The 21,545-nt window shown below is 71.9% G+C and carries 22 protein-coding genes and 2 pseudogenes; 12 read left to right on the top strand and 12 right to left on the bottom strand.

Annotated elements, in window-relative coordinates; genetic code table 11:
* Window positions 1-63: 63 nt before the first annotated feature.
* The 4 genes and pseudogenes from ACZ39I_RS25600 to ACZ39I_RS25585 form a co-directional block, all read right to left on the bottom strand.
* Window positions 64-880 (bottom strand): annotated as a pseudogene (locus tag ACZ39I_RS25600) (hypothetical protein).
* A gap of 273 nt (window positions 881-1,153) precedes the next feature.
* Window positions 1,154-1,713 (bottom strand): annotated as a pseudogene (locus ACZ39I_RS25595) (DinB family protein).
* Between the two features lie 25 nt (window positions 1,714-1,738).
* Window positions 1,739-1,933 (bottom strand): DUF397 domain-containing protein, encoded by a 195-nt coding sequence (locus tag ACZ39I_RS25590; protein WP_467246748.1) that lies wholly within the window; start codon window positions 1,931-1,933, stop codon window positions 1,739-1,741.
* Window positions 1,917-2,756 (bottom strand): helix-turn-helix domain-containing protein, encoded by an 840-nt coding sequence (locus ACZ39I_RS25585; RefSeq protein WP_467246746.1) that lies wholly within the window; start codon window positions 2,754-2,756, stop codon window positions 1,917-1,919. The genes ACZ39I_RS25590 and ACZ39I_RS25585 overlap by 17 nt, the downstream gene beginning before the upstream one ends.
* A gap of 115 nt (window positions 2,757-2,871) precedes the next feature.
* Here ACZ39I_RS25585 and ACZ39I_RS25580 point away from each other — a divergent pair, with 115 nt between their 5' ends.
* The 5 genes from ACZ39I_RS25580 (at window position 2,872) to ACZ39I_RS25560 (ending at window position 5,811) form a co-directional block, all read left to right on the top strand.
* Entirely contained in the window at window positions 2,872-3,264 is a 393-nt protein-coding gene (locus ACZ39I_RS25580; RefSeq protein ID WP_467246744.1) for a hypothetical protein, read from the top strand.
* 9 nt (window positions 3,265-3,273) lie between these two features.
* Entirely contained in the window at window positions 3,274-3,945 is a 672-nt protein-coding gene (locus tag ACZ39I_RS25575; protein WP_467246743.1) for a class I SAM-dependent methyltransferase, read from the top strand.
* Window positions 3,946-3,991: 46 nt separating this feature from the next.
* A complete protein-coding gene (locus ACZ39I_RS25570) occupies window positions 3,992-4,630 on the top strand; it encodes a dihydrofolate reductase family protein (protein WP_467246741.1) in 639 nt (212 codons plus the stop codon).
* Between the two features lie 341 nt (window positions 4,631-4,971).
* Window positions 4,972-5,436 (top strand): hypothetical protein, encoded by a 465-nt coding sequence (locus tag ACZ39I_RS25565; protein WP_467246740.1) that lies wholly within the window; start codon window positions 4,972-4,974, stop codon window positions 5,434-5,436.
* Between the two features lie 90 nt (window positions 5,437-5,526).
* Window positions 5,527-5,811: a hypothetical protein gene (locus ACZ39I_RS25560; protein ID WP_467246739.1), complete on the top strand. Its 285-nt coding sequence runs from the start codon at window positions 5,527-5,529 to the stop codon at window positions 5,809-5,811.
* A 163-nt stretch (window positions 5,812-5,974) separates the two neighbouring features.
* On the opposite strand, the gene murQ is transcribed toward ACZ39I_RS25560, so the two are convergent.
* Both murQ and ACZ39I_RS25550 read right to left on the bottom strand, forming a co-directional pair.
* Entirely contained in the window at window positions 5,975-6,910 is a 936-nt protein-coding gene (gene murQ, locus ACZ39I_RS25555) for an N-acetylmuramic acid 6-phosphate etherase (protein ID WP_467246737.1), read from the bottom strand.
* Between the two features lie 48 nt (window positions 6,911-6,958).
* Window positions 6,959-7,846 (bottom strand): MurR/RpiR family transcriptional regulator, encoded by an 888-nt coding sequence (locus ACZ39I_RS25550; protein WP_467246735.1) that lies wholly within the window; start codon window positions 7,844-7,846, stop codon window positions 6,959-6,961.
* 55 nt (window positions 7,847-7,901) lie between these two features.
* Here ACZ39I_RS25550 and ACZ39I_RS25545 point away from each other — a divergent pair, with 55 nt between their 5' ends.
* On the top strand, window positions 7,902-8,285 hold the full coding sequence (locus ACZ39I_RS25545; RefSeq protein WP_467246733.1) for a hypothetical protein: 384 nt from the start codon (window positions 7,902-7,904) through the stop codon (window positions 8,283-8,285).
* Entirely contained in the window at window positions 8,282-8,581 is a 300-nt protein-coding gene (locus ACZ39I_RS25540; protein WP_467246731.1) for a DUF4031 domain-containing protein, read from the top strand. The genes ACZ39I_RS25545 and ACZ39I_RS25540 overlap by 4 nt, the downstream gene beginning before the upstream one ends.
* Here ACZ39I_RS25540 and ACZ39I_RS25535 read toward each other — a convergent pair.
* Both ACZ39I_RS25535 and ACZ39I_RS25530 read right to left on the bottom strand, forming a co-directional pair.
* A complete protein-coding gene (locus ACZ39I_RS25535; protein WP_467246957.1) occupies window positions 8,546-9,652 on the bottom strand; it encodes a GNAT family N-acetyltransferase in 1,107 nt (368 codons plus the stop codon). The two genes, ACZ39I_RS25540 and ACZ39I_RS25535, sit on opposite strands and share 36 nt — an antisense overlap.
* A gap of 35 nt (window positions 9,653-9,687) precedes the next feature.
* Window positions 9,688-10,332, bottom strand: a complete 645-nt coding sequence (locus ACZ39I_RS25530) for an HD domain-containing protein (protein ID WP_467246729.1) — start codon at window positions 10,330-10,332, stop codon at window positions 9,688-9,690.
* A gap of 157 nt (window positions 10,333-10,489) precedes the next feature.
* On the opposite strand from ACZ39I_RS25530, the gene ACZ39I_RS25525 reads away from it, so the two are divergent.
* Complete coding sequence (locus ACZ39I_RS25525; protein WP_467246727.1) at window positions 10,490-11,182, top strand: copper homeostasis protein CutC; 693 nt, start codon at window positions 10,490-10,492, stop codon at window positions 11,180-11,182.
* 119 nt (window positions 11,183-11,301) lie between these two features.
* Here ACZ39I_RS25525 and ACZ39I_RS25520 read toward each other — a convergent pair whose 3' ends face one another.
* Both ACZ39I_RS25520 and ACZ39I_RS25515 read right to left on the bottom strand, forming a co-directional pair.
* Window positions 11,302-11,982 carry an LppU/SCO3897 family protein gene (locus ACZ39I_RS25520; RefSeq protein ID WP_467246725.1) on the bottom strand — a complete coding sequence of 227 codons (681 nt, stop codon included), beginning with the start codon at window positions 11,980-11,982 and terminating at the stop codon, window positions 11,302-11,304.
* Window positions 11,983-12,210: 228 nt separating this feature from the next.
* On the bottom strand, window positions 12,211-14,181 hold the full coding sequence (locus ACZ39I_RS25515; protein WP_467246955.1) for a HelD family protein: 1,971 nt from the start codon (window positions 14,179-14,181) through the stop codon (window positions 12,211-12,213).
* A 375-nt stretch (window positions 14,182-14,556) separates the two neighbouring features.
* Here ACZ39I_RS25515 and ACZ39I_RS25510 point away from each other — a divergent pair, with 375 nt between their 5' ends.
* Complete coding sequence (locus tag ACZ39I_RS25510) at window positions 14,557-14,745, top strand: hypothetical protein (RefSeq protein WP_467246723.1); 189 nt, start codon at window positions 14,557-14,559, stop codon at window positions 14,743-14,745.
* Between the two features lie 71 nt (window positions 14,746-14,816).
* Complete coding sequence (locus tag ACZ39I_RS25505; RefSeq protein ID WP_467246721.1) at window positions 14,817-15,179, top strand: hypothetical protein; 363 nt, start codon at window positions 14,817-14,819, stop codon at window positions 15,177-15,179.
* 13 nt (window positions 15,180-15,192) lie between these two features.
* Here ACZ39I_RS25505 and ACZ39I_RS25500 read toward each other — a convergent pair whose 3' ends face one another.
* Window positions 15,193-16,842, bottom strand: a complete 1,650-nt coding sequence (locus ACZ39I_RS25500; protein ID WP_467246719.1) for a DNA repair helicase XPB — start codon at window positions 16,840-16,842, stop codon at window positions 15,193-15,195.
* 154 nt (window positions 16,843-16,996) lie between these two features.
* On the opposite strand from ACZ39I_RS25500, the gene ACZ39I_RS25495 reads away from it, so the two are divergent.
* Window positions 16,997-17,539, top strand: coding sequence for a hypothetical protein (locus ACZ39I_RS25495; RefSeq protein WP_467246718.1), 543 nt, complete (start codon window positions 16,997-16,999; stop codon window positions 17,537-17,539).
* 247 nt (window positions 17,540-17,786) lie between these two features.
* Here ACZ39I_RS25495 and ACZ39I_RS25490 read toward each other — a convergent pair whose 3' ends face one another.
* Window positions 17,787-20,330 (bottom strand): helicase-associated domain-containing protein, encoded by a 2,544-nt coding sequence (locus tag ACZ39I_RS25490; protein ID WP_467246717.1) that lies wholly within the window; start codon window positions 20,328-20,330, stop codon window positions 17,787-17,789.
* Window positions 20,331-20,463: 133 nt separating this feature from the next.
* Here ACZ39I_RS25490 and ACZ39I_RS25485 point away from each other — a divergent pair, with 133 nt between their 5' ends.
* On the top strand, window positions 20,464-21,534 hold the full coding sequence (locus tag ACZ39I_RS25485; protein WP_467246716.1) for a hypothetical protein: 1,071 nt from the start codon (window positions 20,464-20,466) through the stop codon (window positions 21,532-21,534).
* Window positions 21,535-21,545: the final 11 nt, after the last annotated feature.

Raw genomic sequence — 21,545 nt, 5'->3', positions numbered from 1 at the left:
TTTTTCGGTATCGAGGGTGCATCCATGGTGTCCCGGGGTGGTGTCGGCGGACCGCAGGAGCGGTCACACGGGCGTCCCTTCTTCTCGTTTCAGGGACATCGCGGTCCGGATCTCGTTCGCGCGGGCGTGGATCTCGGGGGCGGGCAGGAGCGAGGCGGGGCGCGCGGGGGCGTATCCGTCCCGGCAGCCGTTGCACAGACCCCCCGGCAGGGCCTCCGGAGGGCCGGGGACTCTGCACTCCGCGCACTCCAGGATCCGGTGGGGCGCTTGGGGAAGCGGCAGCTCCGGGGGCACTTTGTCGGTCAGACGGCGACGGGAGCAGGGCGGCCGGGTGGTGGACCGGGGTCGGCAGCCCGCTGGTCAGGGCGTGGCGTACGACCTCCTCGCTCGCCCCCCGGGCGAACCACTCGCCCACCAGCGGGGCGAGGGCCGCGCAGTCGGCGGCGGAGAGGGACAGCGAGGGGGCCTCGCGGCCCAGCGCGGCGAGGAGGATGTGGGCGCGGGAGCGGGTGGGCGGGCGGTGTTCGGTGTCTTCCGGTACGTCACCCCTCGTGAAGGCCGCCCACCAGTCGTCATCGCGTGCGGTACGGGACCACCACGATCGGGTGATCCAGCGATGCCCTCCGGAAGCGGAGTCCAGGCGTTCGCGCCCCCGGCGCAAGTGGCCTTCCTGTTGGAGGCGGTTGAGGGCCGTGCCGAGCGCACATTGCCCGTACGGCAGCGTCTTGGCCAGCGTCTTTACGGAGATGTCGGCGCCCTCGGGGAGGCGGTCGAGGTACGCGGCGATGGCGGCTTCGCGGGGTGGGAGGTAGGCGAAGTCGTGCGCGGTGCGGGGGCGTTGGTCGGGGACGCTGCGTTTGCCGTACCCCGGCTTGGCCATGGGGTGCGGGGATGCGTGCGCGGGCAGGAAGGCAGGACTAAGCTTGGCGTCAGCCACGGGTCGACTCGCGTTCGATCTCGTAGGTCAAGCCCCCGCAGGTGTTGGTAGCACCTGGCGGGGGCTGTTCGTTATTCGGGCACGCTAGACGATCGTAACGCTGCGTGGCAAGTCGAACGCGTCAAGTCAACACGCGGGGTGGGAGGGCGGGTTGGGGCCCTCCATCCATTCCTTGAAAAGAGGGCTCGGAGCTGGAGGCTTGAGCTTCGGGGCCGGTCAGCCCATGCTCTTGGCGCCGTCCAGGGACTCGCGGATGATGTCGGCGTGACCCGCGTGCTGAGCGGTCTCGGCGGCGATGTGCAGCAGCACCCTGCGGGCCGACCAGCGGGCCCCAGGCTCGTTCCAGGGCGCCTTGGGCAGTGGGTGAGAGACGTTCAGGTCGGGCAGGGCGGTGACGAGTTCGTCGGTGCGGCGGGCCGTCTCGTCGTAGTCGGCGAGCACACCGGGTAGTCGGCGAGCACACCGGCCAGCGTCTCGCCGGGCTGCATTCGGAACTCGTCGGCCCGTCGGGCGAAGTCTTCCTCGGTCATCGCGGTGAAGTCGGGCATGGCCGCGGGGCCGTTGAGGATGAAGTCCGCCCAGTGTCGCTCCACCGACGTGACGTGCTTGATCAGGCCGCCCAGACACAGCTCGCTGGCGGTCGTCCGCTGCCCGGCCTGCTCGTCGGTGAGGTCGCGGGTCGTGAAGCGCAGGAAGCGCCGGCTGTGGGCCAGCGCCTCCAGCAGGTCGGTGCGCTCGTCGGTGGCGGTGGCGGTGGTGTGTGTGGTGTCGGTCATGGGACCACGCTAGGAGCCGTATAGGTCAGATCCTGACCTCTACGACCGCCTCGACGAAGGCGGACCATGACTCCGGCCGGAGCATGAGCTTCGGGCCGTGGGGGTTCTTGGAGTCGCGGACGGGGACGGTGGTGGGGTGACCGTCGGCTACTTCCAGGCAGTCGTCGCCGGTGCCACCGCTGTACGTGGACTTGCGCCAGGACTCAGGGGTGTTCCTCATGTGCGTAATCCTGCGCCATCGCCCTGATCAAGACCAGGGACTTCTCGCGGGGGAGGGCGGATGACGTGAGGAGTTCGTAGTAGAGCCGGTAGCGGGCGACGCTCGCGGGATCGTCCTCCAGCCGTCCGGTGTCGACTCCCTCCAGGTAGACCAAGGGCGGAGCGTCGTCGAAGTCCATCAGCTTGATGGAACCCTGCATCGCCGGGTGGGCTCCCGCGTCGAACGGCAGGACCTGGACGATGACACGGCTCCGGTGGGCCAGGTCGACGATGTGGTTCAGTGCCTCGCCCATGACCGCTCGGCTGCCCGTGACCCGACGCAGCGCGGCTTCGTCAACCACGGTCCACAACAGCGGCGTTGTTGGATCGGCCAGGATGCGGGTCCGCTCCATCCGGCCCTTCACCAGTTCCTCGATCACGTCGTCCGGAGCTGTCGGCTGATAGGCACGGCAGACGGCTCGTGCGTACGCGGGTGTCTGGAGCAGGCCGGGGATCAGCATCGACGCGTATTGCCTGATCGCCGTACACCTCGCCTCCGCCTCGGCGGCCTCCGCGAAGTGCTCCCGGTACTTGGACTTCGCCGACGCCCCACAGTTCCGCCGGAAGAAGTCCTCCGTCCCCAACACCTCATCCAGCAACCGCGCGTACTCCGACTGCATCCTCCGCGTACCCGACTCCAACTGCCCCACGAACGACCCGCTCACGAACAGCCGTTGCCCCAACTCCTCCTGGCTCAGCCCCGCCTTCTCCCGCGCGTGCCGCAACTCCGCGCCCAGCAGCGCCCTCGGGGACGACGACGGGTCCAGATCCTTCGGTCCTGCCATGCCCAGCTCCCGATCCAGCAGACGAGGTTGTTGGGACGCCCTGTCTGGCCAGGTTAGAGCCGCACCCGACACGCTGTGTTGCGAATCACCAACTCTGCGTGCCGATGGAGGAAGCGTGCGGTCCACCCAAGAAGTCCTGGAGTCCCTGCGGGAGGCGCTCACCGGCGTAGGTGTCGTCCTGCCGTCCCTCGCCGTCGACCCCCTCACCGGCGCCGGTGACGAGCCCTTCCCGCTGGTCGACCTGGGGCGCTGCAACGTACGGACGGCCGAGCGGCTGGCGTCCGTACTGCGCGGGGAGCGGCCACCGGTGGGGTCGTACGTCGTCGACGAGCGGGACGGGCGCGTGGGGGAGGTGATGGGGCACCTGTCCGGAAGAGTCCAGCTCAGGCCCCTCGGTGGCGGGCGGGAGTGGGACTGTCCGCCGGAGTCCACCGGGCCCGCGCCGCAGGCCGACGTACTACGGGCCAGGGTGCGGAAGGCCAACAGGGAGGGACGGCTGCCCTGTTGAAATGGACCCATGCCGCTCCTGGACGCCCTCGCTCGCTTCAACGACGCCCACCCCTGGTCCCACAACGCCCACTTCCACCCGTGGCTCATGCGCCGGCTGCCCCGCCGCTACGACCGTGCCCTGGACGTCGGGTGCGGATCCGGAGACCTCGCCCGGCTGCTGGCCACGCGCGCGACACACGTGCACGGCATCGACAGCGACGAGCGCATCATCGACGCGGCGAGGGAGTCGACCGATCCCGGCCTCCCCGTCACCTTCTCCGTCGCGGACGCGCTGTCGTACGACGAGGGGGGCCGTTACGACGTCATCACCTGCGTCGCCGTACTCCACCACCTGCCCCTGACCGAGACCCTCACCCGCTTTCGGCAGCAGCTGGCCCCCGGTGGAACGCTGGTGATCGTCGGGCTGACGCGAGAAGACACCCGCGTACAGGCTCTCCTCGGCCTCGTGTCCGTACCGCTCAACCTGGTCACCGATTGGGTCAAGAACAGGGGACGCAGGGCACCACGGCGTCCCGTCGCGATGACCGCCCCGACCCGCCCGGCCGACGTACCCCACACCGAATTCGTCCGGGAGGCTCGCCGCATCCTCCCCGGGGTCCGGCTGCGGCGGCGCCTCTTCTGGCGATACACCCTCGTCTGGAAAAAGGTGCGCGGGGATGTCGATCCAGGCAGGCTCTGAACGACGCAGGGGGTGAGAGCACGACATCCCACGAGAGGTGAAGGCCATGCCCAAGGTCCGGGTCCACAACGTGACGATCTCTCTCGACGGCTTCATGGCCGGTCCGAACCAGCGACTGGACGCCCCGTTCGGCGACGGCGTCGGCTGGGGCGACGAGCTGCACAGCTGGTTCATCTCCGCGTCCGAGGACGCGGCCGCGGGGAAGACCGGGACCGATGTCGACCACTTCGTCCGCGGTGATCAGAACATCGGCGCCACGATCATGGGGCGGAACATGTTCGGTCCGCAGCGCGGGCCGTGGGAGGACGAGTCCTGGCAGGGCTGGTGGGGCGAGAACCCGCCCTACCACCACGACGTCTTCGTCCACACCCACCATCTGCGCCCGGACCTGGAGATGGCCGGCGGCACCACCTTCCACTTCACCGACGAGCCGCCGGAGACGGTCCTGGGGCGCGCGTTCGACGCCGCGGACGGCAAGGACGTCCGGATCGGCGGCGGGGCGGCGGTCATCCGGCAGTATCTGCGCGCCGGGCTGATCGACGAACTGCACGTGGCGATCGCGCCGCTCCTCATCGGCGGCGGCGAGCGGCTGCTCGACGACCTGGGCGAGGGGATCGACGGCTACCGCGTGTCCGAGCTGGTCAGCTCACCGAACGTGACGCACGCGCTGTTGGTCCGCCGCTGAGGCCGTTACTGAGGTTTTCGGCCTGGGGTGACGGTGATCTCGCGGGTGGGTGTATCCGTGAGGGATGCGGTATCCCAAAGTGACGGTATCGGGCGTCTCAGCCCACCACGCCTGTTGCATAGAGCAGCCCCAGGACGGCCAGGACCGTCTGTGTTTGGCGGTGCCGGAGTACTTGCCAGGGCTTCCGCCTGTGCCCACGCGGCGGCATAGGCGTCGGTGGCCCGCGGGGATGCTCAGCGCCGGGCGGCGGTCCCCGCAGCGTCACAACACGGCCACAGCGCCCCCACAGTGGCTCCACGCGTCGCATGATGCCCCCTCAGCATCCAAGCCCCGGGGGAACCATGAAGACCCGCACAGCCGCCTGCGCCGCACTCCTCGCCCTCACCGCCGCCCTCACCGCATGCAGCGACGGAGGCGACGCCAAGGCCGACCCGGCCGCCTGCAAGACGGCCATGCGCAAGCAACTCCAGGACGCCATCGACGCCGGCGCGAGCGCCACACCCGGCACCCACCCCTCCCTGTGCGCCGGCATCGCCACCAAAACACTGGAGAAGTACGCGGGCGAGCTCATGGCCGACCAGGTCCGCGACGCCGTGAACGGCGCCCTGCCCACCGCCATTGCCACCGCCACCACGGGCGTCACGTCCGAGTGCCGGGCCTGGATCGAAGAGGAACTCCTCAGCACAGGCGGCGGCATCGACGCCACCGAGGGCTACAAGGTCTGCGGCAACGTGCCCGAGGACGAGCTGAACCAGGCCATCGCGGACGTCACCAGCAGCCTGATCACCGCCACACCCACACCCTGATCCATGCGGGGAGGCGGCGCCGGTACCCAGCCACACCACCTGCCGGCCGCGCTGCTGTACCTAACGGCGGAACAGCTTCAGGATTGGGACGTGGCGATCGCGCTGGTAGGCGCCCACGCCGAGTGCTTCTCCGACGATCCAGACATGCACGACAACCATCTGTGGCACATGGACCTGCCGGCCCGAGCGGAACGGATTCCAGAACTTACGGAGCGCGCCCTCACGAGAGCGGGGTATGGAGGCGGCGCCGCGTGCCCGCGCCGGATGCCGGTGCAACGAATCCACACCGTGCCGGAGGGGAAACTATTTGCGTCGCGTGCGCCCTATCACGGCTGCGACCAAGAGGACGGCTACGACTATGACGACCAGAACTGAGATTGGCGTTCCGGACGGCCATCCCTTGTAGGCCATTGTGACGTCGTTCATTTCACCTCACGAAGTTGCTCGATTATAAATTCCTGCCGTTTCGTTGCCGAGCTTGTCGTGCGACCACCGCGTGGTGGAGCCGGTCTGGCCGGTCAGCCGGCTGGCGTCGTTGTCAGTGGGTCGTCGTCGCCAGGGCCGCCCGCAGATGGCCCCCCGTCTCCTCCAGGAGTCGGGCCGCCGTGGGGCCGTCGACGTCGGCCAGGATCGTCAGGATCGCGTTCTTGACCTCGCCGTCCGTCGCGGCCAGGGCGCGCTCGACCTCCTCGTCGTCGGCGCCGGTGGCCAGGGCGACGATACGGCGGGAGCGGGCGCGCAGCTTGTCGTTGGAGGCGCGGACGTCGACCATCAGGTTTCCGTAGGTCTTGCCGAGCCGGATCATCGTGATCGTCGACAGCATGTTGAGGACGAGCTTCTGGGCCGTGCCGGCCTTGAGCCGGGTCGAGCCGGTGAGCAGTTCGGGGCCGACGACCACCTCGATGCCGTGATCGGCCGCGGCCGCCAGCGCGCTGCCCGCGTTGCAGGACAGGCCGACCGTCAACGCCCCCTGCGCGCGGGCGTGTTGAACCGCGCCCACGGCATAGGGGGTACGGCCGGACGCGGACACCCCGACCACCGTGTCCAGGGTGGTCACCGCGAGGCCGTCGAGGTCGGCCCGCGCCAGCTCCGCGGAGTCCTCCGCCCCCTCGACGGACGTGACCAGGGCCCCGGGGCCACCCGCGATCAGGCCCACGACCCGCGCCGGGTCCGTGTTGAAGGTCGGCGGGCACTCGGAGGCGTCCAGTACGCCGAGGCGTCCGGCGGTGCCGGCACCGGCGTAGATCAGCCGGCCGCCACGGGCCATCCGGTCGGCGATCGCGTCGATGGCGGCGGCGATCCCCGGCAGCTGCCGGGACACCGCGGCGGGCACGGAGGTGTCCTCGCCGTTCATCAGCCGGGCGATGCCGAGGGTCGGCAGCCGGTCGATGTCGGCGAGCTCGGGCCGGAAGGCCTCGGTGGTCAGTGACTCCAACTGAGCTTGCAGATCACGGGGGTCGGAGGTGGAGGTCATGGAAATCGGCTCTTTCTTCGTAACCGACGTCTGGCGGATGGGTCGTGTCTACCGGCGGTGCCGGTGCGCCAGTGCCTCATAGGACGCGGAGAGCGCCGGCGCCGCCGTCTCGTACGTCCGCTGCGCCACCCCCACGAACAGACAGTCCACCACCAGCAACTGACTGGTCCGGGACGACATCGCGGCCGGCCGCAGCTCACTCTCCCGGGCCGTGGACGTGGTCAGCACCTGGTCGGCGTACTGCGCCACCGGCCCGTCCGGCCGCCCGGTGATGGCGACGGTCGTGGCCCCGTGCTCGAACGCGACCCGCAGCGGCTCGATGACGTCCCCGGTCGAGCCCGAGTGCGTGATCGCGATCGCTACATCCCCGGCCCGCAGCTGTACGGCGTTCGTCACGGCGAGGTGCGGGTCGCTGTGCGCCTGCGCTATCAGCCCTATGCGCAGCAGCTTCTGCGTGAGGTCCTGCGCGACGAGACCGGAGGCCCCCACGCCGTACACGTCGATCCGCCGCGCCGAGGCCGTCGCGGCGACCGCCGCGCCCAACTGCACGGTATCGAGACCGGCCGCCGTGTCCGCGAGGGTCTGCTGCTCGTCGTAGGCGAGCTTGGCGACCACGTCCGCGAGCGAATCGTCCACCGCGATGTCCGTGGTGATCGCGGGCGACCGCCCGGACTGCTGCTGCGCGGCCAGCCCGGCGAGGGCGAGCCGCAGGTCACGGTAGCCGGGGTAGCCGAGGATCCGGGCCGTTCGCACCACCGTGGCCTCACTCGTCCCCGTGAGCTCGGCGAGGCCCGTGACGGTGAGTGCCGCGCACCCCGCTGGGTCCTTCGCGACGGCCTCGGCGACCCGCTGCATGGAACGGGTCATGGACGGACCCAGCGTGCGCACCTTCGAGGCGAGAGCGCTGCCGAAAATTTCCTTCACTTCCTGGGGCACGTCTGAAAGATATTTTCGGCCCGGGCCGGTGGTCAAGAGCGCGCACAATGGCTCCATGGAGTCGATTGGTCCACTTGAGCAGGCCCTGCACACCGCCCGCGCCCGGGTCCTCGCCGATCTGGCCGCGGGGGAGGTCGCCGCGCCCGACGTGGTGTCGCTGGTCGAGGACTCCGTCGTACAGCGCCGCTGGTGGGTGGAGCAGTGGCCCGAGGGCGCGGAATTCGTGCCGGGGCTGGTCGCCCAGGACGTCCAGGACGCGCTGCTCGAACGCTACGGCCGCTGGCCCCTGTGCCCGGTGTGCGGCTCCGGTGACCCGCACGCCCTGGAGGTCGAGCCGGAACTGGGCCCCGATCCGCACTGGGTGTGCCACAAGGCGGGCGTGAAGGTGGCGGCGGTCGGCTCGCTCGGGACCGCGGCGGGCGGGAGTGCCACCTCGTGACCGTCTACGTCGACCCACCCACCTGGCCGGGCCACGGCCGCATGTGGTCCCACCTGATCAGTGACACCTCCTTCGAGGAACTCCACACGTTCGCCGAGGAGGTGGGCGTCCCCAGGCGTGCCTTCGAGCGCGACCACTACGACATCCCGTCACACCGGTACGCCGACATCGTCGCGGCGGGCGCGGTGGAGGTGAGCAGCCGGGAAGTGGTGCGGCTGCTCACGGGTGCGGGACTGCGGCGACCCAAAGGCCGCGCCTGGTCAACCGGCCCCGCCGGAAAGGACGTACAGCCGTAGCCCCGGCTCCGCCTCCCCGTACGCCTGCTCCTCCTCCACGGTCGCCCGGACGAATCCGGCGCGGGCGATGACCCGCTGCGAGGCCGCGTTGTCGGGCTCGATGGTGGCGCAGAGGCTGCGCACGTCGTCGCGGGCCAGGGCCCAGTCGCTCAGGGCGCGCAGGGCCTCCGTGGCGTAGCCCTGGCCTCGGGCGCTCTCGGCGAGGTCGTAGCCGACCTCCGCGCGGCCGTCCTCGTCCGGGGTGCCGTGGAAGCCCATGCCGCCGATCGCGCGGCCGTCCTCCCGTCGTACGAGGACGAAGAGGCCGAACTCCGGGCGGTGGACGCCCGCCTCGTAGGCCTTGATGGTCATGCCGGCGGCCTCGCGGGTGCCCTCGAAGGGACCGTCCCCGACCCACTCGAAGTCCCCGTCGCCGCCCGCGGCCAGTTCGGCGGCGGACGCGGGTGTGACGCCCTGGAGGGTCAGGCGTTCGGTGGGCAGGACGAGGTTGTTGCTCCAGCGCCACTGGGTGCGCGGGGCGCGGTCGGGCAGGTCGCCGCGGCCGGTGGCCCACAGGAGGGTGCGCCAGGGGTCGGGGCCGGGCTGGACCTCGGGGAAGATCCGGGTGAGGACGTACTCGGGGAGGTGGGCGGGGGGCTCGTACTCCAGGTTCAGGCCCTCGGCGATGTCGTAGGTGTGCAGCAGTACCTCGGTGACGCCCATCGCGGCGAACCCCACGCGGTTCGCGCTGCGGAAGGGGTACGGGTGGAATGCGCGGGCCTCGCGGGGCGCGGTGCGGACCGCCGCGGCGAGCAGGGCGCCGCCTGTCTCCAGGACATGCAGCAGGCCCGTGTTGTCGGTGCCCTCGTCGAGCGTGATGTCGAAGGGGACGTAGTCGTCGTGGGCGCCTCCGGCCAGGTTCGCGGCGTACGAGATCAGGCAGCCGCAGATGTGGAAGGCCGTCTCGTGGACGGTCCACTCCGTCGCGGCCGGCTTCACGGCCGTCCAGTCCCGGTCCACCGCAGGCCGCAACACTGCCACCGCGCCCGCGACGGCCTCCATCACCCGTTGTCCGCCCAAGTCCCCGCCCATGTCTGCCATGCGGGCAGGCTATGACGCCGGACGCCTCAGAGCGACAGCATTTCCAGCTCCGAGGTGAGGTTGTAGCGGGCCGTGGCCTCCCACTCGCGCTCCCCGTACGGCGTCCTGAAAAGGCGCGGCAGATCCAGCAGTTGACGCAGGACCGCGGACCGGCCCTCGCGGAAGGCGTCGGTCGGGACGAAGCCGTACTCCTCGCGGACGGCGGCCGTGTAGGCGGCGTACGCGGAGGGCGGGGCGGCGAGGATCGCGAGGTCGGCGTCGCAGAGGACCTGGCCGTCGCGGTCGTCGTCGGCGGGATCGTGGTCGGTGGTGAGACGGACCAGGCGGGCGACCTCGGCCGTGCCTTCCTGGGTGAGTCCGGCCTCCGGGAGGGCGCGTTCGGCGAGGCGGGCGGAGCGCTCCTCGTTCTCCGAGCGGTCCGGGAGGTAGACGGCGTCGTGGAACCAGGCGGCGAGACGCACCAGGTCCGGGTCGTCCGCGTACTCCTCCAGTACGTCGATGTGGTCGAGGACCGCCGTCAGGTGGGAGAGCGTGTGGTAGCGCCGCTGCGGCTCCTGCCAGCGGGCGAGGAGGTTGTCGGCGTACGGCGCCGGGTCGGGGCCGCCGTCACCGGCCCGGGCGCTCTCCAGAGCACGGACGAAACGGTCGCGGAGGTCGTCGAGATCGGCCATGGCCTCATTGTCCCGCGCGTCACCTGTTCTCGGGGTGCAGTGGTGAAGGGGGCCCTGTATCGGCGTATTCTGAAATTGGACTAGACCTGTAAGGCATGAAAGACCTGTAGACCTGTAAGGCCTGTAGCCGCCCGAGACCGTCGACGAATGGGGTCCCATGAGCAAGCGTGCAGTCCTGGAGGTGATCGCCCTCGACGCCGAGGACGCGATCGCCGCCCAGGCCGGAGGCGCGGACCGGTTGGAACTGGTGACCGACATGGCGGCGGACGGTCTGACGCCGGCGGTCGCCACGGTCGCGGAGATCCGGGGGGCCGTGGACATCTCGCTGCGGGTGATGCTGCGGTTGTCGGGCGGGTTCGGCGCGGGGGACGTCTCGCGGGTGGTCCGGGCGGCGGGGGAGATGCGGGACGCCGGGGCCGAGGAGTTCGTGCTGGGATTCCTGGACGCGGACGGCGAGGTGGACCTGAGGGCCGTGGAGCGGGTCGTCGGGGCGCTGGACGGGTGCCGCTGGACCTTCCACCGGGCCATCGACCACGCGGCGGACCGGGACGCCCTGCGCAAGCAGCTGGCCGACCTCCCGGGCCTGGACACCTACCTCACCGCGGGCTCGGCGGCGGGCGTCGACGAGGGACTCCCGGTGCTCCTCGCGGAGGCGTCGAGGGCGGGAGACCCGGGGTACGAGCCCCAGCTCCTGGTCGGCGGAGGCCTACGACTGGACCACGTCCCGGGGCTCCGGGCGGCAGGCATCGACGCGTTCCACATCGGCGGGGCGGCGCGGTCGGGGGGCTGGGGGGTGCCGGTGTCGGCGGAGGCGGTTGCGGAGTGGCGGCGGGTTTTGGATGTGGGGTGAGGGGATCACCCCGGGGGTGCGGGGGCCGGCGAGTGCGGGGGAAGGGGACTGCGCCAGGTTGGGCGGGGGGCGGCGCGTTTTACGTCGGCGGGGCGGCGGGTGGTGGGCGAGGTGCCCGGTCAGCCCTTCAGAGGGCGCAGACACAGGGGCTCGTCGTGGTCCTTGCTGTACGACGGGCCGACGGAGTGGTCCTCGGACGTGCACGAGTCGTTCGTCCAGAGGTGGACGCTGTACTGCGCGGCCGGGGCGTCACAGGGCTCGGGCTTGAGGTTCTCGTAGGGCCAGGTGGCGTCGTTGCGGGCACATGAGCCGACCGTCAGGGTCGGGTAGTCGCCGCTCGGGTAGTCGGAAAGCCCCCTGCCGCTGTCATCACTGCTTGCACCGCTCTCCCCGCTCGGGCCCGACACCAGACCGATGACCAGGAGCGCCGTGAACGCGAACACCGCCAGACCCAGCAGGCCCATCGGGATCAGGGCCAGGATGCCCGCCGGCCGCTTGAACACTGGCTTGCCGGGGTTCAGGGGCGGCCGGAACCCCGGGGCGACCGGTTCCGGGATCCGCCGGATGCCGGACAGCGTGCCGAGGTTGGCCAGCAGGGTGAAGGGCGTGATCAGCAGTGACAGCGGACCCCACCAGCCCAGCACCATCGTGTCCGCCTGCATGTCCCTGAAGCTCGCCAGCGCGCAGGTGCGGCAGAACATCCCCTCGCGCTTCAGGAACCGCATGATCACCAGCATCCCCTGGTGACCGCGGATCGTCACCGGCGCGGCGGGCGCCGCCCCGCAGATCTGACAGGCCACCGGCCCCGGTCCTGCCGCCCCAGGCTGCCCGCCGCCGTACTGCTGCGGCCAGCCGGGGGCGGGCAGCTGCTGATACGGCCCCGGGACGGGCGTCGGCGCCTGCTGGTAAGTCCCCGAAGCCGGTGTCTGCTGATAAGGCCCCGGATTCGGCGAATACGCGGGGTGTGAGGGCGGTGGCGTGCTCAACGGGGGCCTCTCCGGGGGGACATGGCGGAACGGATCAGCACCCTACCCGGCGAGCGCCGCGGGCAGCGGGGCCGTGTGGGTCACGGTCAGGCCTGACACCGCTCGGGTCAGGGCCACGTACAGCCGTCGCAGGCCCGTGCGCTCGTCCGGTTCGCCGTCCACCACCGCCTGCGGCTCGTCCAGGACGACGTAGTCGTACTCGAGGCCCTTGGCGAGGGACGCCGGGACCAGGGTCAGACGGGTCTCGGCCGTGGTCTCCTCGCCCGGGGCGAGATACGGGATCCCCGCCGCCGTCAGCGCCTCGGCCAGTTCCGGGACACGGGCGTCCGCCGCGATCAGACCGGTCGAACCCTCGTTGCGCAGCAACTCCTCGCACGCGGCGACCACTTCGCCCGCACCGGAGATCTCGCGCACGTCGAAGAAGCCCGGGTTCTCGCGGACCGACGCGACCGGCGTCAGGCCCGGCGCGATGTGCGGGAGGAGACGGGAGGCGTACGTGATGACGTCCGTCGGGACGCGGAAACCGGCCGTCAGCTCCTCGATCACCCCGTCCGCCTTGCCGAGGTGGGCCAGCGCCTCGTCCCAACTCCGCGTCGCCCACGGCGTGGTGCCCTGCGCCAGGTCGCCGAGGACCGTCGCCGAACCGGTCGAGCAGCGACGGCCGACCGCCCGGTACTGCATGGGGGACAGGTCCTGCGCCTCGTCGAGCACCACATGCCCCAGCGAGTGCGTGCGCGCCACGATGTCCGTCGCCTCGTCGATCAACACCGCGTCCGCGGAGGACCACTTGGCCGACTTCACCGACCGCACCGGCTTCGCCCACAGGATCGTCTTGCGCTCGTCCTCGTCGAGGATCCCGTCCGCGTGTACGGCGAGGAAGTCCGCATCCGTCAGCAGCCGGAGCACCAGCTTCGCCGGATCCACTGGCGGCCAGATCGCCTTCACCGCCGCCTTCACCGCCGGATTGCGGGCCACCGCGTCCTGCACCCGGTCGTCCGGAGCCTCCCCCGACCGCTCCATCTGCACCAGCACGGCATGCGCGATCCGCTGCGGAAGCGCCTCGCGGGCGGCGCCGTACCGGATGCCCCGGTCGAGCAGCTCCCGCACGATCTCCTCGATCTCGTACGCCGGGACCCGCCACCTGCGCGACCCGCGCACCACCATCACCGGCTCGGTGGGCATGGTCACGTGCGAGTAGACGGCCCGCCTGAGCACCTGAGCCATCCTCGCGTCGCCCTTGAGGACCGCGGCGGTCGCGTCATCGGTGCCGCGCACCTGAAGGCCCACCGCGACCAGGTCGTCGACGGTGGCCTGCTTCACCGTCAACTCGCCCAGGGCGGGCAGCACTTGCTCGATGTAGTGCAGGAAGGACCGGTTCGGCCCGATCACGAGGGTGCCGGTGCGGGCGAGCCGCTCGCGGTGTGCGTAGAGGAGGTAGGCGACGCGGTGGAGGCCGACGGCGGTCTTTCCGGTGCCGGGGCCTCCCTGTACGCAGACCGTGCCACCGAGCCCGGACCGTACGATCTCGTCCTGCTCGGGCTGGATGGTCGCCACGATGTCGCGCATCGGGCCGACGCGCGGGCGCTCGATCTCCTGCTGGAGCAGCTTGCTGGTGGCCGCGGCCTCGGCGGGGTCGGAGAGGTGCTCGTCCTCGTAGGCGGTGATCTCACCGCGCGTGTAGCCGAAACGGCGGCGCAGCCCGATGTCCATCGGGTCCTTCTTGGACGCCCGGTAGAACGGCTGCGAGACCGGCGCCCGCCAGTCGATCACCATCGGGTCGCCGTCGTGGTCGTGGACGTGCCGGCGGCCGATGTAGAAGCGCTCCCCCTCCGCGCCCTCGGCCCGGTCGGCGCCGGGGGAGTGCAGGTAGTCGAGGCGGCCGAAGAACAGCGGGGTGTCGCTGAGGTCGGCCAGCGACTTGATGCGCTCGCCGATCTGGCGGGCCAGGACCTCGGCGTTGACCCAGTTCGCGGTGACGTCCTTGATGTCCAGCGACTCGGCGTCCTCGCGCATGGCGCGCAGTGCGGCACGGGAGCCGGCGAGGTGGGAGCGTTCGCGGGCCAGGGGGTCGTCGGCTACGGGCACGGGCGTGGGCGGCCTGGACAAGGGGGTGCCTCCGAAGGTGCTGCGAGTGGGTGGCTGCCGGGTGGACGGCGGCGAGGTGCCGGCCGGTTTCCGTCCGGTCGGCGGCGCTCCGGGAGGGAGGCGGGCAAGAGCGGAGATTCTAGACCGGCGGGGTGTGAGGCGGCCAACGAATTTTCCCGCGTCTCAGGGTCGGGTCCGGCGTCCCGTAGGGGTGGCTCCACCCAGGAGGTGTACTCAGGTAGCACAGGAAGTGGCTACCTGGGACCGATGCCCTCCTTATGCCTCGAAGGCCACCATGGAGACATGAGTGCAGCGACCTTCACCCCAGCCCCCGGTCGCCCGTCCGGGGCGACCCCCGTCTCCGGCCTCACCCCCCGCCACCGCATCAGCCAGGCCCTCAGAGCCGTCCGCGTCATCGCCGGCGCCGCCTTCGACGTCGTCATACTCGGCGAGTACGGCGAGGAGGCGGGCGTCGTCCGGCGTCACCGGTGAGTACGAGGCACGGCCCGGGATGAGTACCCGAGCCGATGCCTGTCCGTCCCCCGGGCGGTTCACTCGGACGCATGACGACAGCGACCGCACCGGTTTACGCCACCGACCAGGACCGTCACGCCTGGGTGGCCCCCCTCGTCGCGACGATTCTGCTGGTCCTCCTCGGCCCGGCCGCCCTGTTCCTCGGCGGCCTCTCCGCGATGGCCACCGACTCCTGCGGCCCCGACGACTGCCCGCCGGCGCTGATGACCTCTCTGACCGTGATCTACGGGATCCTGGAGTTCGGGATCCTGGTCACCCTGCCCGCGTACGTCGCCTCGTGGGCGCTGCCCCGGCATCGCCGCTGGTCGGTACTGCGCGCATGGCTGGCGGCGGTGGCGGTGCTGCCGCCGCTGACCGTGCTGGTGCTGGTCTTCACCCTCCCGATGCCGTGACCGGGGCTCCGGTTCAGGCGCTGTCGTCCGCCAGGATCTCGTCCGCGTCCACGATCCGGTAGGCGTACCCCTGCTCGGCGAGGAACCGCTGCCGGTGGGCGGCGAAGTCCTGGTCGAGCGTGTCGCGGGCGACGACCGAGTAGAAGTGGGCCTGGTGGCCGTCCGCCTTCGGGCGCAGGACCCTGCCGAGCCGCTGAGCCTCCTCCTGGCGGGAGCCGAAGGTGCCCGAGACCTGGATGGCGACGGTCGCCTCCGGCAGGTCGATGGAGAAGTTCGCGACCTTGGACACCACCAGCACGCTGATCTCGCCCTGCCGGAAGGATTCGAAGAGCTTCTCGCGCTGGGCGTTGGAGGTCTCGCCCTTGATGACGGGGGCGTTCAGGTGCTCGCCGAGTTCGTCGAGCTGGTCGATGTACTGGCCGATCACCAGGATCTGCTGGCCCGCGAACCGTCGTACCAGAGCCTCCGTGACCTTCCGCTTCGTCGCGGTCGTGGCACAGAAGCGGTACTTCTCCTCCTGCTCGGCGGTGGCGTAGGCGAGCCGCTCGGAGTCGGTGAGGTTCACCCGCACCTCGACGCAGTCGGCCGGCGCGATGTAGCCCTGCGCCTCGATCTCCTTCCACGGCGCGTCGAACCGCTTGGGTCCGATCAGTGAGAAGACGTCCGACTCCCGCCCGTCCTCCCGCACGAGGGTCGCGGTCAGCCCCAGCCGCCGCCGGGCCTGGAGGTCGGCGGTGAACTTGAAGACGGGCGCCGGCAGCAGGTGCACCTCGTCGTAGAGGATGAGCCCCCAGTCCCGGGAGTCGAAGAGTTCGAGGTGCGGGTAGACGCCCTTCCGCCGGGTCGTCAGCACCTGGTAGGTGGCGATGGTGACGGGCCGGATCTCCTTCCGCGTCCCGCTGTACTCGCCGATCTCCTCCTCGGTCAGGGAGGTGCGCTTGATGAGCTCGTGCTTCCACTGCCGGGCCGAGACGGTGTTGGTGACGAGGATGAGGGTGGTCGACTTGGCCTGCGCCATGGCCCCGGCGCCGACGAGAGTCTTACCGGCACCGCAGGGCAGCACCACGACCCCGCTGCCGCCGTGCCAGAAGTTCTCCACGGCCTGCTTCTGGTAGGGCCTGAGCGCCCACCCGTCCTCGTCCAGCTCGATCGCGTGCGCCTCGCCGTCGACGTACCCGGCGAGGTCCTCGGCGGGCCAGCCCAGCTTCAGCAGCGTCTGCTTGATCTGCCCGCGCTCGGAGGGGTGCACGGCCACGGTGTCCGGGTCGAGCCGCGCCCCGACCAGCGGGATGATCCGCTTCGAGCGCAGGATCTCCTCCAGCACCGGCCGGTCGGTGGTGGTGAGCACGAGCCCGTGGGCGGGGTGCTTGCTGAGCGTGAGCCGCCCGTACCGGTCCATCGTCTCGGCGACGTCGACGAGCAGGGCGTGCGGCACCGGATACCGGCTGTACTGCACCAGCGCGTCGACCACCTGCTCGGCGTCGTGTCCGGCGGCGCGCGCGTTCCACAGGCCCAGCGGTGTCACCCGGTAGGTGTGGATGTGCTCGGGCGCCCGCTCCAGCTCGGCGAACGGCGCGATGGCCCGACGGCACTCGTCGGCCTGCTCGTGGTCGACCTCGAGCAGCAGGGTCTTGTCGGACTGGACGATGAGAGGACCGTTCACGTACAGGCATCCTTCCGCACGGGCCAAACGTCCAGTGTGCCTCAACCTGGGACGATCAAGGGAGGCCGAGGAGACCGCCGGGCCTCCCGGGGCAACCTCGGCCCCCGCTCGTGTGTCTTGACTGGCGGGAGCGGGCCAGGGAGGACACATGGGGATGTCTGCGGGCAGATGGGTGGTCGGCGGGGGCGCGGCAGTGCTGCTGGTGGCGACCGGTGCCTGGGCGCTGCGGCCGGTGGACGTCGACACGGACCTGTGGAGCCGGGTGCGGCCGGCCATCGAGGCGCGGCTCGTGGACCAGGCGCGCGGCACCGGGTACGGGGAGAGCGAGCCCGGGCTCGGGGCCCGGTGGTTCTGCCGGGCGCAGGCGCTGGACCTCGACGAGCGGGACGGACTCGTGCGGGCCGGTGTCAGCACGTTGTGCCTGGAGTACGGGGTGCGCGCGGGGCGGCTGCTGGAGTGCAGCGGCGCCGAGGTGCCCCAGGTGCTGCGGCTGCGGCGGGAGGCCGATGGCGACTACGTGGTCGTGTCGCAGGAGGAGCCGCCCGATGGCGCGGGCAACGCGGAGTGGCTGACGACCCACTTCGGCCGCGTCACCACCGCCGCACTCGACACCACCGTGCCCTCCACCCCCCTGGAATCGGCGGCCCGCACCCACTTCGGTCTGCCGGCCACGGCCCCGGTGAACACGGACTGCTGAGCCGCCACGGCACACCGCGCGGGCCGTGGTGGGCTGCAGTCCGGTCACTGACCGCGTGGCCTCGCCTCACCGATCAGGCCGGTCCACGTCCTCCGCCGGCTCCGCCACCGGGTCACGAGGTGCGGCGGAATCGTGGCGTCGGGATGCCGGGGACGCGCTCGGGTGCCGGCCAGGGCTCGACGGTGTCCGGAGCGCCCTGCCAGGCCGCAGTCCGGTCACTGACCGCGCGGCCCCGCCCCGCCGGTGGTCAGTCCGTGTCCTCCGCCAGTTCCGCCACCCCGGTCACCCGGTGCAGGGGATACGTGCGGACCTCGTCCGCCGTGTGGTCGTAGGCCGTCACGAAGCCGCCCTCGACGCGGACGGGGGCGATGACGCGCTGGCTGGCGGCGCCCTCGGCGTTGACGTAGCCGATCCACAGGGCCTCGCCGGTGAGGACGGCGGCCTGCATGGTGGCGAGGGTCTCGGCGGGGCTGGTGCGGGGGAGCGCGCCGTTGGCGGGCAGGGACTGGTCGGACTGTCGGCGCGGGGTCGTCGAGGCCAGGTCGCCGGCCCGGATGGCACGGATCGCGGCCGACAGGAGCGTCGCGTCGGGAATCGGGGGGCCGTCCGGGACGGGTTCGGGGGCCGTGCGCGGCGGGGTGCGGTGGGCATGGGCCCGGGTGATCAGGACGTCGCCCTCCGCGGACTCGGCGGCCGGGGCGAAGCCCATCGCGCGCAGGCCGTCAAGGAGCGACGCCGGGTCCGCCTGGGCGGCGAGGACGGTCGGGGCCAGGCGGCGCAGGCGCAGGCCCGCGGCGCGCTTGTCGGCGAGGATCTCGTTGAGCAGGGCGTCGTCGTCGCAGCGGACGTACGCGGAGGCCGCGCCCACCCGAAGGTGGCCGTGCCTGCGGGCCACGTCGTCGATCAAGTACGTCAGCGGCTGCGGCACCGGCGTACGCGCGTGCGTGGCGAGGAAGGCGTGCAGGTCGGAGGCGGACTGACCGGCGTCCAGAGCACGGCGTACCGACGCGGGGGTGAAGCGGTAGACCGTCGCCCCGCCCTTCGAATCCACGTCGGCCAGGACGTCCAGCACCTCGGCCAGCGACCGCTGCAGGGGACCGGGCGCCACCGCAGTCAGGTCGGCCTGGAGCAGGACGTGGTCGAGCGGTTCGGGCAGGAGTGGTGCGAGCAGTCGGGCCGCCGCGGCGGACGCGGTGGCCTGCTCGACGGGGGACAGGGGCTCCGTGACAGGGGGACGGTGGTGCACAGGGGGACGGTGGTGCACGGGGAGTTTGTCGCCGGGGCCCTCCGGAGCCGTGGCCGGCGTCCTCGGCGCGGTAACGCCCAGCAACGCCCGCCCGTGTCCCGACAGCGCCCCCCGCCCCGTCACCCCCAGCAGCTCCGCCTCCGCCAGCGTCCACTCGGCTAGCCGTGAGCGCAGGTCGTCCTCGCGCTGCGGCCCCCGCAGCGGACGCTCCCAGCGCAGCCGGGCCAGCACCGACTCCTTCGACGGCGACGCCCCTTCCGGCAGCCCCGCCAGCAGCGTCAGCACCCGGTGCCGTACCTCCGGCGCCGCGCTGCGGTCGAGTCCCGGGCCCAGCGTCGACAGCGTGCGCTCCTTCGCGTCCCGGCCGCCCACCAGACCGGGCACCCGCGTCGCCGTCAGCCACGCCTCCGCCAGCCGGGTCCAGCGCTGCGCCGCGGGCTGCTCCAGCCACTCGTCGTGGGCCGGGGTCGCCGCGTACCGCTCGTCGGCCTCGCCGTCGGAGGCCAACAGGCCCGCCGCGTACGCCAGCTCGACCCAGAACGCGGCGACCGGCTCCGCCACGTCCAGCGCGACGGCCGTGCGCTTGAGGTCACGGACGCTCAGACCGCCCGCCCGCAGCACCGCGGGACCGCCCTCGTCCCAGTCCCTCAGCAGCTCCTCGACGGTCGCGAGCGCGGTGTACGCCTGCCCGGCCGCCGTCGCGTCCACCACCTGTGGACGGTGGGTCGCCGCGGGCTCCACGACCGGCGGCAGCGGCTCCACCTCCCGGTGCGCACGGCCACCGCGCAGATGCAGGGCGACCTCGCGCGGCAGCACGACCGTCCCGGGCGCCGTCGGCACCAGCAGCCCGAGGTCCAGGAGACGGCGCAGATGGGCCGCCGGCTCCGCGGTGACCTGGCCGTACGGCGGACCCCACACCAGCCGCGAAAGCACCTCCCGCGACTCCTCCGCAAGCCCGGCGAGCAGCGCCGACATCCGCTTGCGGTCGGTGAACAGGGCCGTCAGCGACGCCACCGCGGACACCGCGTCGTGGGTCGAACCGAGCCCCGCCGCCGTGACGATGTCCTGGATACGGCCCGGCGACATCCCCGCGGTGGCCTCCTGCACGGTCGGCCCGAGCCCGGTCGGCGACGGATGCTGCGGCGAGGGCGCGAGCAGCTCACGGGCCGTGCGCACCAGCCGCAGCCGGTCGTCGTCCCCCCACACCAGGGCCTGCTCCCGCAGGGTGACAAGGGCGCGGGGAAGCGCCGAAGACACGGCCGCGTCGCCGCCGTCGCCGGTCAGCAGCGCCAGCAGTTCCCCGTACGGCGCGGGGTCCGCCGCCACCGCCAGCGCCTCCGCCGTCTGCAGCGTGAAACGGTCCAGCCGCTCCAGCGCCCGCACCACCGACGCGCGCGTCCCGGCCCGGGTCGCAAGCTGCGTCAGGTCCGTGGGGACGGGCGTGATGAGGTCGGGGCGGGCACGCAGAAGCGCGGCCAGGGAGGCGTCGTCCCTGGCCCGGAGCGCTTCCGCGAGGGAGCGCGGCGGTACGGCCGGGTTGCTCATCCGACCAACGGTAGCGGGTTGCCCCCGGCGGCCGGGCCGGGCAGGTGGGGTCGGCGGGGGTGCGCGCCCCGGGGTGCGGTGCGCTAGTTTCGTCCCACGGGGGAGCCAACGCACCAACCCCGGAGGGGACTTCGTGGGTATCGAGAGCGATCAGGTCGTCTACGAGTATCTGAGCCGCGTCGGCGATGTCGCGCAGCAGCGGCAGTTGCCGTCGTCCACCCGTATGCGGCTCGTCTCGGAACTGCGCAACGAGATCGACCGGCGGCGCGCCAAGGTCACCGTGGACTCGCCCGCCGCCGTCCGCCGGATCATCGCCAAGCTGGGCAGCCCCGACGAGGTGGTAACCGCCGCCGGCGGTACGGCGGACAGCGCCCCGCAGGCGCCGGTCGTCGCCATGCCCGTACAGCGGGACCGGGAGGCGGAGGGGCCCGAGCGGCCCAAGCGCCTGCGCAAAGCCGTCCCCCGGCAGCGCCCCGACACCCCGCCCGAGCCCGCCCCCGCCCGCGACCTCTCCAACGGACCCCATCTGGCCGGCCTGGACGAACTCGGCGACACCGCGGCGCAGCCCGACTGGTGGCGGGTGGACAGCAGCCCCTTCGGCGTCGGCGACAGTGTGCCGGGGTTCGTGGGCGGAGTGGAGATCCCGGAGCTGCTGAAGCCACCGCCGCCCAAGGAGGAGCGGAAGCCCGAGCCCGTACCCGTCGTGGAGCAGGCCCCGCCCGCGCCGGTGGTGAAGGCCCGCACGGCCTGGTGGAAGCCGAAGACGGTCGTCAAGGTCGCGGAACCGGTCGCCGAGGCCGCCCCGGTCCGCCGGCGCCGTTTCTTCCGGGCCAAGGGCTCCGGCGCCGCGGTCTCCGGAGCCGGCGGCTGGAGCAACCCCCTCCTCCTGCTCGCCGCCGCCCTGCTCGTCGCCGGTGCCGTGCTCGGCAACCTGCTCGTCCTGGTCGTCGGCTGGCTCATCGCGTGGGCCTCGCGCCGGCTGACCGACGCCGAGACCAAATGGGCCGTCGTGTTCCTGCCGAGCCTCTCGCTGACCGCGGGGCTCCTGTGGCTGTGGGGGAGGAACGAGGGCCGCTGGGGCGAGCCGATCGCCCGGGGCCACATGAACGACGCGGTCGCCGAGACCTGGCCGTGGGTGGTGCGGGGCGCGGCCGTGGCATCGGCGCTGTTCCTGGTGTGGCGCTCACAGCGGCGCCGGCCCTAGACCCCCGGAAA

Source organism: Streptomyces sp. NPDC024687 (assembly GCF_055559055.1).
Note: the sequence above shows the minus strand (reverse complement) of the source record. Positions and strands in the feature narration are given on the sequence as shown.